Origin of the sequence: Criibacterium bergeronii, from assembly GCF_001693775.2 — a bacterium.
Taxonomy (GTDB): Bacteria; Bacillota; Clostridia; order Peptostreptococcales; family Filifactoraceae; genus Peptoanaerobacter; species Peptoanaerobacter bergeronii.
On the sequence record NZ_MBEW02000019.1, the window covers coordinates 1 to 16,649 of the forward strand.

The 16,649-nt window shown below is 32.8% G+C and carries 17 protein-coding genes; 10 read left to right on the top strand and 7 right to left on the bottom strand.

Annotation, left to right across the window (positions count from 1 at the left end):
• From BBG48_RS07910 to BBG48_RS07930, 6 genes are all read right to left on the bottom strand, one after another.
• Window positions 1–221, bottom strand: a 221-nt coding sequence (locus BBG48_RS07910) for a hypothetical protein (protein ID WP_147292839.1), incomplete at its 3' end; no start/stop codon positions are given.
• Window positions 218–523, bottom strand: a complete 306-nt coding sequence (locus BBG48_RS11305; protein ID WP_068912912.1) for a T6SS immunity protein Tdi1 domain-containing protein — start codon at window positions 521–523, stop codon at window positions 218–220. The genes BBG48_RS07910 and BBG48_RS11305, both read right to left, overlap by 4 nt.
• A 12-nt stretch (window positions 524–535) precedes the next feature.
• Window positions 536–628: a GAD-like domain-containing protein gene (locus BBG48_RS11605; RefSeq protein WP_319946259.1), complete on the bottom strand. Its 93-nt coding sequence runs from the start codon at window positions 626–628 to the stop codon at window positions 536–538.
• A 74-nt stretch (window positions 629–702) separates the two neighbouring features.
• Window positions 703–1,908, bottom strand: coding sequence for an ATP-binding protein (locus BBG48_RS07920; protein WP_068912914.1), 1,206 nt, complete (start codon window positions 1,906–1,908; stop codon window positions 703–705).
• Between the two features lie 238 nt (window positions 1,909–2,146).
• A complete protein-coding gene (locus tag BBG48_RS07925) occupies window positions 2,147–4,132 on the bottom strand; it encodes a hypothetical protein (RefSeq protein WP_068912916.1) in 1,986 nt (661 codons plus the stop codon).
• A gap of 98 nt (window positions 4,133–4,230) precedes the next feature.
• Window positions 4,231–4,962 (bottom strand): hypothetical protein, encoded by a 732-nt coding sequence (locus BBG48_RS07930; RefSeq protein WP_068912917.1) that lies wholly within the window; start codon window positions 4,960–4,962, stop codon window positions 4,231–4,233.
• Between the two features lie 115 nt (window positions 4,963–5,077).
• On the opposite strand from BBG48_RS07930, the gene BBG48_RS07935 reads away from it, so the two are divergent.
• Window positions 5,078–5,326 (top strand): helix-turn-helix domain-containing protein, encoded by a 249-nt coding sequence (locus tag BBG48_RS07935; RefSeq protein ID WP_274541883.1) that lies wholly within the window; start codon window positions 5,078–5,080, stop codon window positions 5,324–5,326.
• 79 nt (window positions 5,327–5,405) lie between these two features.
• On the opposite strand, the gene BBG48_RS07940 is transcribed toward BBG48_RS07935, so the two are convergent.
• Window positions 5,406–6,518: an ABC transporter ATP-binding protein gene (locus BBG48_RS07940; protein WP_068912919.1), complete on the bottom strand. Its 1,113-nt coding sequence runs from the start codon at window positions 6,516–6,518 to the stop codon at window positions 5,406–5,408.
• 392 nt (window positions 6,519–6,910) lie between these two features.
• On the opposite strand from BBG48_RS07940, the gene cysS reads away from it, so the two are divergent.
• The 9 genes from cysS (at window position 6,911) to BBG48_RS07985 (ending at window position 16,501) form a co-directional block, all read left to right on the top strand.
• Complete coding sequence (gene cysS, locus BBG48_RS07945; protein ID WP_068912921.1) at window positions 6,911–8,314, top strand: cysteine--tRNA ligase; 1,404 nt, start codon at window positions 6,911–6,913, stop codon at window positions 8,312–8,314.
• Window positions 8,299–8,733, top strand: a complete 435-nt coding sequence (locus BBG48_RS07950) for a Mini-ribonuclease 3 (RefSeq protein ID WP_068912923.1) — start codon at window positions 8,299–8,301, stop codon at window positions 8,731–8,733. The genes cysS and BBG48_RS07950 overlap by 16 nt, the downstream gene beginning before the upstream one ends.
• 34 nt (window positions 8,734–8,767) lie before the next feature.
• Window positions 8,768–9,280 carry a cysteine hydrolase family protein gene (locus tag BBG48_RS07955; protein ID WP_068912924.1) on the top strand — a complete coding sequence of 171 codons (513 nt, stop codon included), beginning with the start codon at window positions 8,768–8,770 and terminating at the stop codon, window positions 9,278–9,280.
• Window positions 9,281–9,311: 31 nt separating this feature from the next.
• Window positions 9,312–10,565 carry an EF-P 5-aminopentanol modification-associated protein YfmF gene (yfmF, locus tag BBG48_RS07960; protein ID WP_068912926.1) on the top strand — a complete coding sequence of 418 codons (1,254 nt, stop codon included), beginning with the start codon at window positions 9,312–9,314 and terminating at the stop codon, window positions 10,563–10,565.
• A gap of 21 nt (window positions 10,566–10,586) precedes the next feature.
• On the top strand, window positions 10,587–11,276 hold the full coding sequence (locus tag BBG48_RS07965) for a hypothetical protein (RefSeq protein WP_068912927.1): 690 nt from the start codon (window positions 10,587–10,589) through the stop codon (window positions 11,274–11,276).
• 13 nt (window positions 11,277–11,289) lie between these two features.
• Complete coding sequence (priA, locus tag BBG48_RS07970; RefSeq protein ID WP_068912929.1) at window positions 11,290–13,530, top strand: replication restart helicase PriA; 2,241 nt, start codon at window positions 11,290–11,292, stop codon at window positions 13,528–13,530.
• A gap of 178 nt (window positions 13,531–13,708) precedes the next feature.
• A complete protein-coding gene (yfmH, locus tag BBG48_RS07975) occupies window positions 13,709–14,998 on the top strand; it encodes an EF-P 5-aminopentanol modification-associated protein YfmH (RefSeq protein ID WP_068912931.1) in 1,290 nt (429 codons plus the stop codon).
• A gap of 98 nt (window positions 14,999–15,096) precedes the next feature.
• On the top strand, window positions 15,097–16,020 hold the full coding sequence (locus BBG48_RS07980) for a chemotaxis protein (protein ID WP_068912932.1): 924 nt from the start codon (window positions 15,097–15,099) through the stop codon (window positions 16,018–16,020).
• Between the two features lie 112 nt (window positions 16,021–16,132).
• Window positions 16,133–16,501, top strand: a complete 369-nt coding sequence (locus tag BBG48_RS07985) for a type II secretion system protein (RefSeq protein ID WP_068912934.1) — start codon at window positions 16,133–16,135, stop codon at window positions 16,499–16,501.
• Window positions 16,502–16,649 lie beyond the last annotated feature (148 nt).

Genomic DNA, 16,649 nt, shown 5'->3' on the forward strand with positions numbered 1-16,649 from the left:
TTCATACCATTTAGTTTTCTATCACCTACAAGGCTTTCAATGGATTGTATTATTGTCTGTCCGATTTTATATTCCTTTTCTATAGAAATTTCTAATCTAAAAAATATCAGTTCTACTACTAAAATTATCGGTGTCAAAATAAGTGCCAATCTTATTAAATTCTTTACTATGAAATTGGAATTGTTATAAAAATTTTTAAATCTTCTCATCAATTGTTTCAAATATGATACTCCCTTCCATTTATTACCAAGCCTAATAGAGGCACATATCCAAAGCATTCATCATATTTTAATTCTCCATGTAAAGCTACAGCCTCTTTATATTTATCTATTTCTAAATATTGTCCTATGAAATAATCATCCTGTAAATCTCCAAAGAAGTATTTAAAACTTGCTGATATTATATCCATATCTCCTATTTTATACCTAACTATCCCTACATATTTATTTTTTTCCCATGTTATAATATCTCCAAAACCTGTAACAAATATAGGAATAGCTACATCAGCTCTAAAGTATGACATATCTATAGGCTCTTAATACTTATCCGGATTAATTATTTTTAAATATCCGTCTAATAATGTGCCAAATCCATAGCTTTCCCATACTGATATCAACTCATTTGGCAAACTTTATTTATATTTGTCGATTATTTTGCTATCTACCTTGCTAACCATTTTAAATTCTTCAAATAAATTATCATTCATAGATTTTCCTCCTCTTTTACCAACCAATCTACTACATACTCTACTTTTATGCCGGCAATATTGTTTACTCCCTCATAGCGTCCGGTGATTACAGTTTTTTCAAAATTATCTTTTATAAGTAGCAGATTATCTGTTTCGTGTGTGTTTTCCGGTATTTGATAAGTTACTTGAAAATATTTAACTAGGTCGTTTTTTCTTGCGATAAAATCTATTTCTTTATTATCTATGTTTGCCACTGCTACCTCGTAGCCTCTTCTTTTTAATTCGATGAAAACAATATTTTCCAATCTATTTCCTTGGTTGCTTTCTTTAAATCCCACTGATTGATTTCTCAGTCCATTGTCTACCATAAAATATTTGGAATTTTGTTTTAAATACGCTTTACCTCTTATATCATATGGTCTTACTTCAAAAAACAAATACGCCTCTTGTAATAACTCCAAATATTTATTTACTGTATGGTTAGAAATATTTAAATTTTCACTTTTTAATAAATTTGAAATTTTTGACGGATTTACAAGCTGCCCGACATTATCAGACAAAAACGACACAACTTTTTTAAGACTAAGTGTATCTTTTACAAAGCCTCTTGCTGCTATGTCATTTAGTATAATTGAGTCATATATGCCTGACAAAATCGTCGGCTTTATCACTTCGTCTGATAGCAAAACTCCCGGAAAGCCTCCGTACTTTTCATATTCTTTATAGGCTATATCTACTATTCTGTCATTGATATCTATATTTTTTGCGTTTAAAAATTCTTTGAATGAAAAAGGATATATAACTATTTCTACATATCTACCACTTAGTAAGGTTGCCAGCTCACCAGAAAGTAATTTTGCATTTGAGCCTGTGATTACAATATCACAATCAAAGCTCACTCTAAAGGAATTAATTACCCTTTGCCATCCGTCTATGAATTGAATTTCGTCTACCAGTAAGTAAACTTTTCCGCTGTCTTTAGGTAGCATTTTGTATATCAAATCCGAAAATTCCTGTTCGCCTTTTATAAATTGATTTTCATAGCTTTCCAAATTTATATATATTATATGATTTTCTTTTACTCCATCATCTTTTAAATAGTCCATATATTGTTTCAGTATAACAGATTTTCCGCAGCGTCTAACTCCTGTTAAAACTTTTATAAAATCTTTATCTCTAAAACTTTTCAGCTTATCTATATAAGCTTGCCTTTTATACATAAATATTCTCCTTTAATAATTAGAAGTTCATTTCATATATTATCATAAAACTTTATATATTGGAAGTGTATTTCATATTTTGTTGACATATTATATAAATTAGAAGTGTATTTCCATTTTTAGCGTACATTTAATTATATTATTTCATATATAATTAAACGTGAGGCATAGTTATTGCCTCACGTTGTGTTTTATATATTAAATTATTAGCTTTGTTGCGTTCCCACTGTCATATTTTTTACTTAATCACCTCAACATTTTCAGACATCACTGAATAATTTACTATCGGATTGTCTTTGCATATAAGTTTTTTTAACCTTTTACAGCTTGTCAAAACGCCGATATCTTTTACATAATTATCAGAAATATCCAGCATAGTCAAATTTGGCATGGCTGTCACAAAATTTAAGTCATTTATTTGATTTCCACTTATTTTAAGCTCCTCTACGCCTTTTAGGTGACTTAGAAACTCATTTGAAAAATTGCCAAGCGGTTTGGAGTTGTAATCGCCCGTATCCAAGTTGATAATACTATAGCTACTCATTTCAAATTTTTTTATCCTTGTATTGTCAGGCATACTACTCAAGCTAACATATGCACGCCCATCATCATCACCATAGGAATAAGAAAATTTTAAATCTTCTATCGAATTGGAGCTAAATAATGGTGAAATGTCCAAATAATCTCTTGAGTCATTTTCTGTAATCTCTAGCTTAGTTAGCTGCGGAAGTGACGCTATTATATTAAATATGTTCCCTCTTACAACCATATCTTTGATAACTAGCTCTTTTAACCCTGTAAGTCTAGCTAAATCCTGTGCGTCAAAGGTCGCCCAATAGGTCAGCTCTAATTTTTCAAGCCACGACATATTTTTGATTGCCTGAGTGTGAATAGCATCTATTGTCAGCTCTTTTAGGTTAGTAAGTGAGCTTAGATTTGGCATTTCTCCTCTGTCAATACCATTTGCAGCTATATATAGCTTTGTTAGACTTTTTAAGGTTGGTAGTGCAGACAAATTCTTCAAGCTATCAGAGTCTGCATATATATGAAAATCTGTGATGGCTAAATTATCTCTTAGTGGTTCAATATCTGCAATATTGCAATCTTCTATTGTCAAATTATGAAGAAGTGGCATATTTTTCACAAAATCCAACACCTTTAGCTGTTTTACTCCGTCTATTTTAAGGACTTCAATTTTTGGCATAGCATACAATACCTCCAGTCCACTGACTTTATTATCACTGTCACTGTTTGTAATTTCAAGTTTGTTTAAGTTGGTCAAGGAGCTTAAAAAGTTAAGGCTAAATTCATCAAAATTAAAGGCTAAGTCCAATTCCTCAAGGCTTTTAAGAGAGGATAATAATTGCCAATACTCCTGTTCTCCATTTTCAGCCCATCTTCCATTTAATCTCAGATGCTTTAGATTTGAAAAAGTTTCTAAATCCTGAGTGGTGATATTCCCAAGGGATGCAAGACTTAGCCCTGAAATATTAGCAGGCTCAGCAAAGTAATTTTTTATTTCACCAAAGTGCTGACCCTCTGATACAAAAAATTTAAGGTCTGTTAGATTTTTAAAATCTATTTTTCTATTTTTTTCATGTGGCTCTTCACCGTCCCAATTATAGTCACCGTTTGCACCATAGCCTGCACTTATTAAACCTGTAAACGCCTGAAAATCTCTTACCTGCAAAGAGGCTGTGCCGTCCACCATAATTTTTTGCTCATCAATTGGCAGTCCATCGCTATCTACTTTGTATGAATAGCTAAATATCCAATCAGCCTCATCATCATTTTCTGCCTTATCTACCATTAAATAGCTTAGCTTTGCATAGTCGTCCTTTGTTATATTATCAGCACCCTTTCCATAAAGCTCATATACAAAATCACGAAACGGCTCACTTTTTGGTACTTCGATATATGTAGAATGTTTTTCGGCTTTTTCAACTTTTTGTGTAGTTGGTGTACGTTGAAAAAACATAAAATTGATGAAAAGCACCCAAAATAATATTACAGCTATTTTTAAAATAAGCGGTGATACTACGCTGTTAACTTTTTTATTTTCTCTTGCATAATTATGTATATTGATATTTACAGTGTCCGGAACTTTTTCTTCTTTATCAATATAAAAACTGGCATTACAATAAGGGCATTGGACTGTGCCCTCCGTTTTATCTAATTTGATAGGTGCTCCGCAGCTTGGACATTTAATATCTATTAACTTCATAAAGCCTCCATGTTTTTTTTATTAGTAATCTCTAGTAAATCTAGTTATATTCTAAACTTCATAAACGTTAAAATCAAGTTCAAATTGAATTGGAAAAATCAGGATAACAGCTCTGCACTAATTTCTTGTGATTGTTTTAGATATCCTAAATTTTCTCTCCTAAAATCTGAAAGCTTAAACCTTGTTGCCTTAAAAAATCTGTAAAAACAAATATATACAGCTATAGTGGTGACTTCCATAATTATTCTTCGTTTCAATTTTAATAGCTTAGTTTGCTCAAAATGCGAAATCGTGTATGACTGAAATACTATATGTGGTAGCTCATCGTGGAGCATTTGCCCACAAATTTTTTTGAGTTCAGTGGAATTTGTCGCCAATGCCAGCAAATCATAATATGTAAGTGCTATGATTTCAGCTGTGACCAGTGTGATGACCTCTGATTTTATACTGCCTTTTTGCCTTATTTTTGTAAATGTCTTGTCTAAAAAGTTTTTCTTGCGTGGAGGTATTCCCTCACCTTTCATAAAAGTACCCAAATACGATGAATGGTAATTTTCTTCTTTTATAAACCAGTCGATAACCTCTGTATATAAAGGTTCACTGTACTGTTTCGCAAAGTTTTCAGCACACTTTTTTAAATGTTTGCCCTCACTATGCTCACCTTGATGAAAGGCGGTAATTGACGGTTTTATCAAAGCTTTTTGCTCCTTTGACAGCGTACCTAATAGAGCCGAATTTATCACAAGCCTATCTTTGTCATTTTCTTTAAAAAAATTTAGCCACCCATCATAGTCTAGTTTTGTCCATTCATTCCTTTTTATATTTTGCATTTTCCAACTCATAAATAAATATCCAAGCGTTTTTTCTATACGATAATATTTCTGACTAAGTTATATTTTATTTTTTATTCGACTTAGCGTACTCATTATAGCAAAAATCGGCTATATAAACAAATTCTATTTAATTCATAAATTTAAAAAGCTCTATGGTGTGACGCCCATAGAATATATAATCGAAAAAAGGTATCTGTCTGCAAAGGATTTGTTACTTAATTCAAATTATTCCATGCAGGAAATATCGTCCATAGTCGGGTTTAATTCTCAGTCATATTTTAATCAGTTGTTTAAGAAAAAAGCAGGCATTACACCGGGAAAATTTAGAAAGCTGTATGCAAAGACAACCATTTTGGAATAAAAGTATATATAGAAAAAAGCCAAGTAGATTATTTTCTGCTTGGCTTTTTGCTTAGTGAACCGCTTATTAAAAACTATATTTATCTTATAGCCTGAGTTGTTTCTTTATCAAAAAGATGGATATGATTTAAATCCAAAGAAAATTCTGATACAGCACCTACTGTAGCATTTGTACGGGGATTTACTCTTGCGATGAATTCATTACCTTCAACGTCAAAGTATAAGAACACTTCTGCACCCATCATTTCATAAACCTTGATTTCACTTTTGAATTTTGCTGTCTCTTCATTCATGGATAAGAAAGCTAAATCGTCATGTATGTCCTCAGGTCTGATACCAAAGATTATAGATTTTCCAACGTAGCCTCTTTCTTTAAGAAGTGTAGATTTTGGAAGAGGTATTTTGATATTTAATGTACCTTTTCTAAGGAAAATTTCGCCGTTTTCTTCTACTACATCAAGCTCAATGAAGTTCATTTGAGGAGAGCCTATAAATCCGGCTACAAATATATTAACAGGGTTTTCATGAAGATTTTTCGGAGTATCTATTTGCTGTATAACGCCATCTTTCATTACAACTATTCTAGTACCAAGAGTCATAGCCTCTGTTTGGTCGTGGGTAACGTAGATTATTGTAGTACCTAATTTTTGATGTAGTTTTGAAATTTCTATTCGCATTTGAACTCTTAGCTTTGCATCCAAGTTTGAAAGAGGTTCGTCCATCAAAAATACTTTAGGATTTCTAACGATTGCTCTACCCATGGCAACCCTTTGTCTTTGACCGCCGGATAATGCTTTAGGTTTTCTGTCTAAATATTTTTCTATGTCAAGAATTTGTGCCGCCTTAGTAACTTTTTCTTTAATCTCTGCCTCAGGCACTTTTTTTATTTTTAAAGAAAATGCCATGTTATCATATACTGTCATATGAGGGTACAGTGCGTAGTTTTGGAAAACCATTGCGATATCTCTATCCTTTGGCTCAACATCGTTTACTCTTTTGCCATCTATTAGTAGGTCACCGCTGGATATTTCCTCAAGACCGGCAATCATTCTGAGTGTAGTTGATTTACCACAGCCTGATGGTCCTACAAATATTATAAATTCCTTGTCCTCTATTTCCATAGAAAAATCTTTTACAGCATGGTATCCGTTTTCGTATACTTTATTTATATTTTGCAATGATAAGCTAGCCATACAATCTCTCACTTTCTTAGATAAAATTATAAAATTTGATTAGCTATAATTAAAAAATAATGATAAGTGGAATTATACCCCGCTTGTAGGAAAAGGTTACCTACAAAAAATATTAATTAACATTAGCATAAAATTGAAAAACAATCAAGAATTTTAAAAGTTTTTGACAATAAAACCAATATCATTAAATTTTTAAAAAATTTTGATAAAAATTATATAGATTTATAATGAAAAAATTATAACACAATATCACCAATTAATATATCTAAAATTAAAAAAACAACAATAAAGCGAACTAGACTATAAAATTATCTATTAATTTATTTTTATGGTATAATTAATAAAAATGATATCAAAGTCATAAAATATTTATAAAAATAAAAGAGGTTAAGATGAAAATATATAACACGCTGACCAACAAAAAAGAAGAATTTCATGAAATTAACAAAGGCAAGGTTACTATATATTCTTGCGGGCCTACAGTATACAATTATTTCCACATAGGCAACGCAAGACCCTTTATCACCTTTGATTTACTCAGAAACTTTATGGAGTATATCGGCTATGAGGTCAAATTTGTGCAAAACTTCACAGACGTGGACGACAAGATAATAAAAAGGGCAAAAGAAGAAAATTTGACACCTAAAGAGGTAGCAGATAAATATATACAGGCATATTATGAAGATGCAAAGGCATTGGGCATAAGAAAAGCAACGGTGCATCCAAGGGTAACTGATGTAATGGACGACATTATAAAATACGTTCAGGATTTAGTAGATGGAGGCTACGCTTACGAACTAAACGGAGATGTATATTTTAAAGTAGATAAATTTAAAGGCTATGGAAAACTCTCCAACAAAAACATAGACGAGCTGGAGGCAGGTGCAAGAATAGGGGTAAATGAGCAAAAAAAATCTCCTATGGATTTTGCACTATGGAAAGCAAAAAAAGAGGGCGAAATAGCTTGGGACTCTCCATGGGGAGAGGGTAGACCCGGCTGGCACATAGAATGTTCGGTAATGAGTACAAAATATCTTGGCGAACACATTGACATTCACTGCGGAGGAGCAGACTTAATCTTCCCACACCATGAAAATGAAATCGCTCAAAGTGAGGCACATAACCATGAAAAATTTGCAAATTATTGGATGCACAATGGCTATATAAATGTTGATAACGTAAAAATGAGCAAATCTCTAGGCAATTTCTTTACAGTCAGAGACGTTTTAGAGCATTACACAGGAGATGTGCTTAGATTTTTCATGCTGTCAGCCCATTACAAAAGCCCGATAAATTACAGCAAAGAGCTGTTGGATGCGGCAAAGACTTCACTGGATAGGATAAAAAATTGCAAGAAAAATACAGACTTTATAATTAAAAATTTATCACAAAAAGAATTTACTGCTCAAGAAAATGATTTATTAAAACAGATATCCGTCTTTAAGGACAGCTTCATAGAAAAAATGAGCGATGATTTAAATAGTGCAGACGCTATAGCAGTAATATTTGATTTAGTAAAATTTGCCAACAGCAACATCAATGAAAATTCCAGCAAAGCTTTTGCACAACAAATCCTTGACCTGTTAAACGAATTGACAGGTGTGCTAAATATAGCAAATCTTGACACCCAAAATAGTGACATAGACGAAGAAAAAATATTCTCTTTAATCGAAGAAAGAGCAAATGCGAAAAAAGCGAAGGATTTTGCAAGAGCAGACCAAATCAGAGATGAGCTATTAGATATGGGAATACAAATAAAAGATACAAGGACTGGTACTCAATGGCTGAGAGCTTAATGTTAAATGAGTTTGAAAAATCTGATATAAATGCTTTATCAGCACTTTCGCTTGCATATATAGGAGATGCAGTATGGGAAATATATGCTAGGCAGCATATCTTGTATATCAGTAAAACCGCAAAGGTAAATAAATTGCATAAGCTCACTACAAATCTTGTAAAGGCACATTCGCAGTTTGTGTTTGTACAAAAATTAAAAGACGAAAGCATAATTGATGATGAGCTATGGCAGGTAGTCTTGAGAGGTAGAAACTCCAGCTACAACGCACCTAAAAATGCAGACGTGCAGGAATACAACTATGCCACCGGTTTTGAAAGTCTTATAGGATTTTTATACCTTGAGAAAAGGTTTGAAAAAATAGACGAAATTGCAAGATTTTGTTTAAAAAATGCAGATAAGTTTTTAAATGACAATTAAAAAATAGTGTATAACTATGAAAAGAGGTACATCAATGAAGTTACTAATAGTAGTAGATATGCAAAATGATTTTATAGATGGAGCACTAGGTACAAAAGAGGCACAGGCAATAGTGCCCTTAGTGGCTGAAAAAATAAAAAGCTTTGAGGGCAAAGTAGTATTTACACAAGATACACACTACAACGATTATCTTGAAACAAGCGAGGGCAAAAATCTCCCTATAGAGCATTGCATAGACGGTACATTTGGGCATAAAATTTCAGACCGATTAGACACTGCTAATGCACTTGTATTAAAAAAGAACACATTTGGTTCATATCAACTGATTGACTACTTAAAAGAAGTAAATCATACAGATAAAATTACAGACATCACACTAGTTGGGCTTTGCACTGATATATGTGTAATATCAAATGCACTTACTATCAAGACATTTTTTCCGGAGGTAAATATCACAGTGGACTCAGCTTGTTGTGCAGGAGTGACACCTAAGCAACATCAAATAGCCTTAGAGGCTATGAAACCATGCCAAATAAATATTGTTTAGTTACAAGGCAGTAAAATTTCAGGAGATATAAATGATAATTAACACAGAAAAAATTTCAAAAAATGTTACAGTTACCCATATACCTGATGACAAATTTAAAGCAGGATATATCAGCGTTTATTTTGCATCGCCAAGGACAAGGCAAAGTGTAAGCAATAATGTATTGTTATCAAGAGTTATGACCACAGCTTGCCAAAAATTTGATACTCCGTTAAAGCTAGACAAGGAGTTAGAAAATCTATATGATGCAGAACTATTTCCAATATCTGAGCCTATGGGACAGTATCATATAATGGGCTTTAGGATAAAAATCGTCCAAGAGGATTATATATCTGAAAATATAACTGACAAAGCCTTAGATTTACTAGGGGAAATAATTTCACACCCATTAGTTGAGCAAGATGGATTTAACGAAAAATATTTCAAGCTTGAAAAAAATAGACTATTACAAATAATTGCATCGGATATAAATGACAAAGTATCCTATTCTAGGATAAGAGCAAACGAACTGATGTTTGCGGGCTCTGCTCAAGGCATAAGAGCAAGTGGCTACAAAGAAGAAGTGGAAAAAATCACACCAAAAGCCTTGTATGAATACTACAAAAAATTAATAAATAGCAGTAAAATCAATATAAGCTTTGCAGGTAAATTTGACATAGATAATGCTGGAAAAAAGATAGAGCAAATAATAAACCACGAGCCACAAGTCGAAAAAGTAAAAGAAATTGAAATTATAAAACAAAAACCTCTTGAGCAGTTCGTAGAGAAAATGGACGTAACTCAAGCCAAAATGGTTATGTACTACACCCTTGGCATATCCGACCAAGACGAGGACTACTATCCATTTATCGTGTGCAACAGCGTATTTGGCGGAGGAGCACATTCTAAGCTGTTTATGAATGTCAGAGAAAAACATTCCATTTGTTACAGCATAATTTCTTCCATACAAAAATTTACCGGCACAATGTCAGTGTATTCGGCAATAGAGCCTAAGAATTATGAAAAAGCAGTGGAGCTTATCGGTGAGCAAATGCAAGACATGAAAGACGGCAAAATCACACAAGAGGAGCTAAACTCTGCTAAAAAAAGTTATATTACCGCTCTAAACACTTTGAAAGACAGATTATCGGATATGTCGGACTTTTTTTACAGACAAAGCTTTACAAAATCTCCAAAGACTATAGACGAGATTATAGAGCTTATAGACAAGGTTACAATATCTGATATAATAAAAGTAGCTAATAAAGCTCAGCTTTGTTATAAATATCTTCTTACAAAAAATTAATTTAAAGATTGAGAGGAAATTATGCCACAGTTTTTTAATTCAGAAAATGCCGATACCATTAAATTTATCTTACTACTGATTTTAAATGGTATAGCATATTACAGACTATTTAAATCGCCGGTCGGATTTATACCGATACTTGGGCAGTATATGTTTATAGTAAAAATCGCCGACAGATATAACAGCCCGTATAGAAAAAAGTATATAGTCTTAGCAATAGCCTCATTTTTTTCGTTGTTATTGGGAATACTGATTATTTCGGCGGCACTATTTTCTATAGCAGTAACGGCAGGTGCTGGTGAGGGAGGTGCTACAATTCTTGCTATTGGTATATGGGGACTTATTACAATTGTTGTAATTTTAGGTATATCGGTAGCGTTAATATATTACACCTATAAAATTATTAAACCATTGGTGCAAGATGCACTTAACAATGATGAAGTCACATTGATTACAATAATATTTGCAATATTTGCCTTTGTCTTTGATTTATTTGTAATATTCAAAGCCGATGACATAAACAATAACTTCAGAGGTAACGAGGAACATTTTGATGACAAATCAAACTATTATGACAACAGTGATGTAATAAACAGAGACGATATTTTTGGCGAGAATGACAATCATCAAAATAATTCCGATGATGTAGTAGTAATCGATGAAAAAGACGTAGACACCTACGACCCATATAACACAAATAATAAATATTAAAAAATAGAGAAAAATGACGAAAATATATGATTTATCCTTAGACAATCGTTCAAGATATGTGGACAATTTATTTAGCTATAAAACAGAACAAACCTATAACATAGGGGACGTGGTACTAGTCCCTTTTGGTATGGCAAACAAAACGGTAGCAGGAGTAATTATAAGACAAAATACCTCATTACAACCAAGCAATAAAATAAAATCAATAATTTCAAAGCTGGACGATGCACAAGACTTGACAGCGGCAGATGTTGATATAGCACAGTATATAAAAGACGAATATATGTGCTCCTACTATGATGCCATAAAACTTTTCATGCCCCCATCAGGCTACAGCAAAAAAAGTGAAAATTTTGTTACAATAGTCGAGCTAAAAGATGCCATAGCGTTAAAACAACAAATTGCAGAAACAAGAAAAAATGCGAAAAATAAATTAATATTTTTTGAAAAACTTTTAGCAAGCGATGAAATAAATAAAGAAGATTTTGAACTAGAACAAGGCTTTAAAATTAAAGCTTATATAGACGAGCTGGTAAAATTAGGTATAGTTGAGCTAAAAAAATTAGAAGTATTTGAAACAAGCTCTTGGGAAACAAAGCCACATAAAAAAATAATCCTAAATCAGGAACAAGAAAACGCCTTTGATACAATAATAGACGCTTATAACAATCATGACTTGACACCGGTAATGCTCCATGGAGTGACAGGCAGTGGCAAGACTGCTGTTTACATTGAAGTTGTCAAATATATTTTGTCAAAAGGCAAAACAACGTTGATACTTGTACCTGAAATATCTCTTACAATGCAGACAATTGATAGATTTACCTCAAGCTTTGAAGAAGATATTGCTGTAATTCATAGTGGACTTACCAAAAGACAAAGATTTGACCAATGGATTAAAATAAAAAAAGGTGTATCAAAAATCATAATTGGAGCAAGGTCGGCACTTTTTGCACCCATTGACAACCTAGGCGTAATTATAATAGACGAGTTCCACGATGGCTCATATAAATCAGAGCAGTCACCGAAATATGATGCAATAGAGCTGGCTGAGTATATAGCAAAAGTAAAAAACTCCATGCTGATACTCAGCAGTGCAACTCCGAGTATAGCAAGCTACTATAAAGCAAAGCAGGGCATATATAAGTTAGCCACTATTAAAAATAGAGCAAATAATTTACCTATGCCCGATGTTGAAATAGTAGATATGCTAAAAGAGATAAAAACAGGCAACAGTTCAGATATCAGTAGGTCACTAAAAGAGCAAATGCAAATAGAGCTGGCAAAGGGTAACCAAGTATTACTTTTTATAAATAAAAGAGGCTACTCAAACAACCTTACCTGCGACAATTGCGGAGACGTTATAAAATGTCCAAACTGCGACATTACGCTGACTTATCACAAATACGATGAAACATTAAAATGTCATTATTGCGGTCACACCCAAAGAGTTGTCCACACTTGCGAAAGCTGTCACGAGGGCAACTATATAATGATGAATACAGGAACACAGAAAATAGAAATCGAAGTAAGGTCACTATTTCCAAAATCAAAAGTATTTAGATTGGATAAGGACACTGCGACAAACAAGGAGTCTCTTTATGAAATTTTAGAGTCTTTCAAAAATGAACCATCATCAATTTTAATCGGTACACAAATGATAGGAAAAGGACATGATTTTCCAAGTGTTACACTTGTCGGTGTGATTGACGCAGATAAAGGCATGAACTCTCCTTCATATAACGCCTTAGAAAAAAGCTTCAACATCATAGAACAAGTGGCAGGACGCTCAGGCAGGGGAGAAGAAAGAGGTAAAGTAATAATACAAACTTACGCAAAAAACAATCCTATATTTGCCTATTTGTCACTTCACGATTACATAGCATTTTATAATGACGAGATACAAAAAAGACAGATATATTCCTATGAACCCTTTGGCAATATAATATCTGTTACAGTAATTTCTGAAAACGAGGACGAGGCAAGAAAATCTGCCAGCAGGATAAAGGATGCACTAATCTTTTACAATACCAATAACCTAGACGGCAAGCTCAAGGTATACAACGCAGAGCCAGCACTGATTACAAAGATAGACAACAAGTACAGATACAAAATAATAATAAGAGCAGAAAATGAAATCCTGAAAAAAGCAAAAAAAATGATAGATTACACAGTAAGTGCGAAACGCAAAGTGGTGCTTACCTCAGATAACGTCAGCGTATCAATAGACGTCAATCCTGAAAATATGGTATAATAAACAAGTAGATATTAATGAAAAACAAAATTAATGACGATATAAATAATTGACTTATTTTTAATAAAAAATCATAGATTAAATATAAAATATAGTAAGCCTTGTTTGATTTTTGAAAATGATAAGCGAAGTATTGAATATTTAATATATAGAATATAAGATTTTGCAAGGAGAAAAAATGTACATTAAAAATTCATGCCTAAAAGAGCAAATATATAAAGAAAAGCTCAAAAACAATATGGATATGTTTATCATGGACAAAAAAGGGTTTGAGAAAAAATATGCAGTGCTTGCAGTAAACTATGGCTCAAATGACCTTGAATATATAAACCCTCACACAGGCAAACATATGCTTTTGCACCATGGTATAGCACATTTTTTAGAGCATAAAATGTTTGAAATGCCTGACGGCTCAGACGCATTTACAGAGTTTTCAAAATACGGAGCAAACGCAAACGCCTTTACCAATTTCAATATGACAGCATATCTTTTTTCAGCCACAGACAATTTTGATGAGTGTCTAAAACATCTTATACACTTTGTGCAGACACCATATTTTACAGATAAAAACGTAGAGAAGGAAAAAGGAATAATTGAGCAAGAAATAAAAATGTATGATGACGACCCATCATGGCAGTTGTTTTTCTCTTCCATATACGCAATGTATAAAGACCATCCCAATTCCATAGATATTGCAGGTACAAAAGCTACCATAGCCAAAATTACCAAAGAAGAGCTATATGATTGCTACAGCACCTTTTATTCACCATCAAACATGGCACTGTTTGTGGTAGGTGACGTAGACGTAGAAAAAACAGCACAGCTGATAAAAGAAACAGTCAAAGACGACAATATGTTTGAGGGCAGAATAAACAGGATAGGCATAAACGAGAGCGATGAGCTTAGACAAAAAATCATAACAAAAGATTTAGAAATAAATACACCGATGTTTTCGATTGCCTACAAGGAAAAGTCAAAAAGCATATTAGAAACAAAAAATTTACTAAAAAAGACAGTGCAGATGGATTTAATTTCAACACTTGCCTTTGGCACTACATCAGATTTAAACAACTATCTTTACGAAAACGGCTACATCTATGGACAGCTAAATTCAGGCTCTACATTTAACAATGACTACGGCTATATGACCATTGACAGCGAAAGCGACAACGTACAAAAAGTGGTTGAAATTGTCAATGAATATGTGGAGAAGATAAGAAAACAAGGCTTTACAAAAGCGGACTTCGATAGAATAAAAAAACAAAAACAAGGCGAATACATCAAGCTATATGACTACACATCTTCATTTGCAAACCTATATTTGTCAATGTATTTCCAAGGAGCTGACGCATTTTTCTATAATGATGAGCTACAAAAAATAGATTTAGACGAATTAAACCAGTTGGCTTACAACTTTTTAGATGAAAAAATGCAGGTGCTAAGCATAATTAATCCGATATCTAATTAAAAAAATAAATTTTTATACAAATTACCTCAAAAGTAGTATATAATATCAATAACTAAATATGATTAATATATCTATAACCAAGAGCAAAGGAGTGGAGCATGGCTAAGAATGATATTTTACTAGAAACCGGTACCGGAGAACTAGAGGTACTTAGATTTAGCGTAGGCAAAGGCGAGTACGCAATAAACGTAATTAAGATTAGAGAAATTTTAGACGTAGATAAGTTTTCTATAATCCCAAAATCTAACCCCGCAATCATAGGCATGACACTTGTAAGAGGAGAAGTTATACCACTAATTGACATGAAATTTGTCTTAGAAGGCATACATTCAGACACAACCAATATCAAGACATTACTATGCGAATTTAACAGCATAAAAGTCGCATTTGTAGTAGACCAAGTAAAAAGCATCAACAGAATTCCATGGAAAGATATCAAAAAACCTGAGGGCGTAGTAGAAAATATGGACACCCTAGTAATAGGAAACATTACATTTGGAAATGAAATAGTAATGCTACTTGACTTCGAAAAAGTTGTTACAGACATCGAACCATCTACCGGAATAACCAAAGAAAGCATCCAATCAGTTGAAAAAAAAGATAGAAGTAACATAAAAGTTGTTTTATCTGACGACTCAGCACTTATCCGAAAACTATTAAAAGACTCTCTTAATAATGCCGGCTTTGATAAACTTACATTTTTCAATGACGGACAAGAGGCTTGGAATTATTTGCAGGATATCGCAAAAAAAGATGGAGAAGACTTCACACAGGACGTGGACATACTTATCACAGACATCGAAATGCCACAAATGGACGGACATACATTGACAAGACTAATAAAGCAAGACAATATACTAAAAAATTTACCGGTAATAATATTCTCCTCACTTATCACAGACACACTAAGACACAAGGGGGAAAGTGTGCACGCAGATGCTCAAATGAGCAAGCCGGAAATAGTTAATCTGATAAACGTAGTAGACGAATTGATAGCCAAAAGAGATAAGAGCCTAGGATAATAAATATATTTAAAAATATAAAAAGAAATTTGGTTCTATTTTTACTTTACAATTTCAAGTTTTGTTATATATGATATAGCTGGTATATTAATATAATAAATATGGGGATAATATGTACTCAAAAAGGCGCGGCTTTACACTTCTTGAAATAATCGCAGCAATAACCTTGATGCTGGTTATAGTATCAGCGGCTATGCCTGTCTACAGCAATATAGTTGAGGGGCAAAAGCTAAAGACTGATAAAGTAACAGCTATGCAGATTTCTCAAATTGCTAAGACGTACATAATTGAAAATAAGAACACAGCTACACAAGACGAGATAACCGATTATGTTAAACAGGCATATGATGGAGAATTGCCAAAACCTGAGTCATCACCAAACAGCGAATTTTCGATTGTTTATAATTCTGAAAACGCATCAGTAGATGTGAAAATTGGAGATAAAATTTTGGTTGATGACGGCAAACTAGTTAGCAAATAATAAATAACAATTAAAATATTTAAATTAATCACAGCTTAACAAATAAAATTCCCCCTGACATTAAATAGTCTTGGGGGAATTATTTATTATGCAAGCTTTGTGCAAATCAAAAAATATGATATACAATAATCAAAATTATATTATAGGC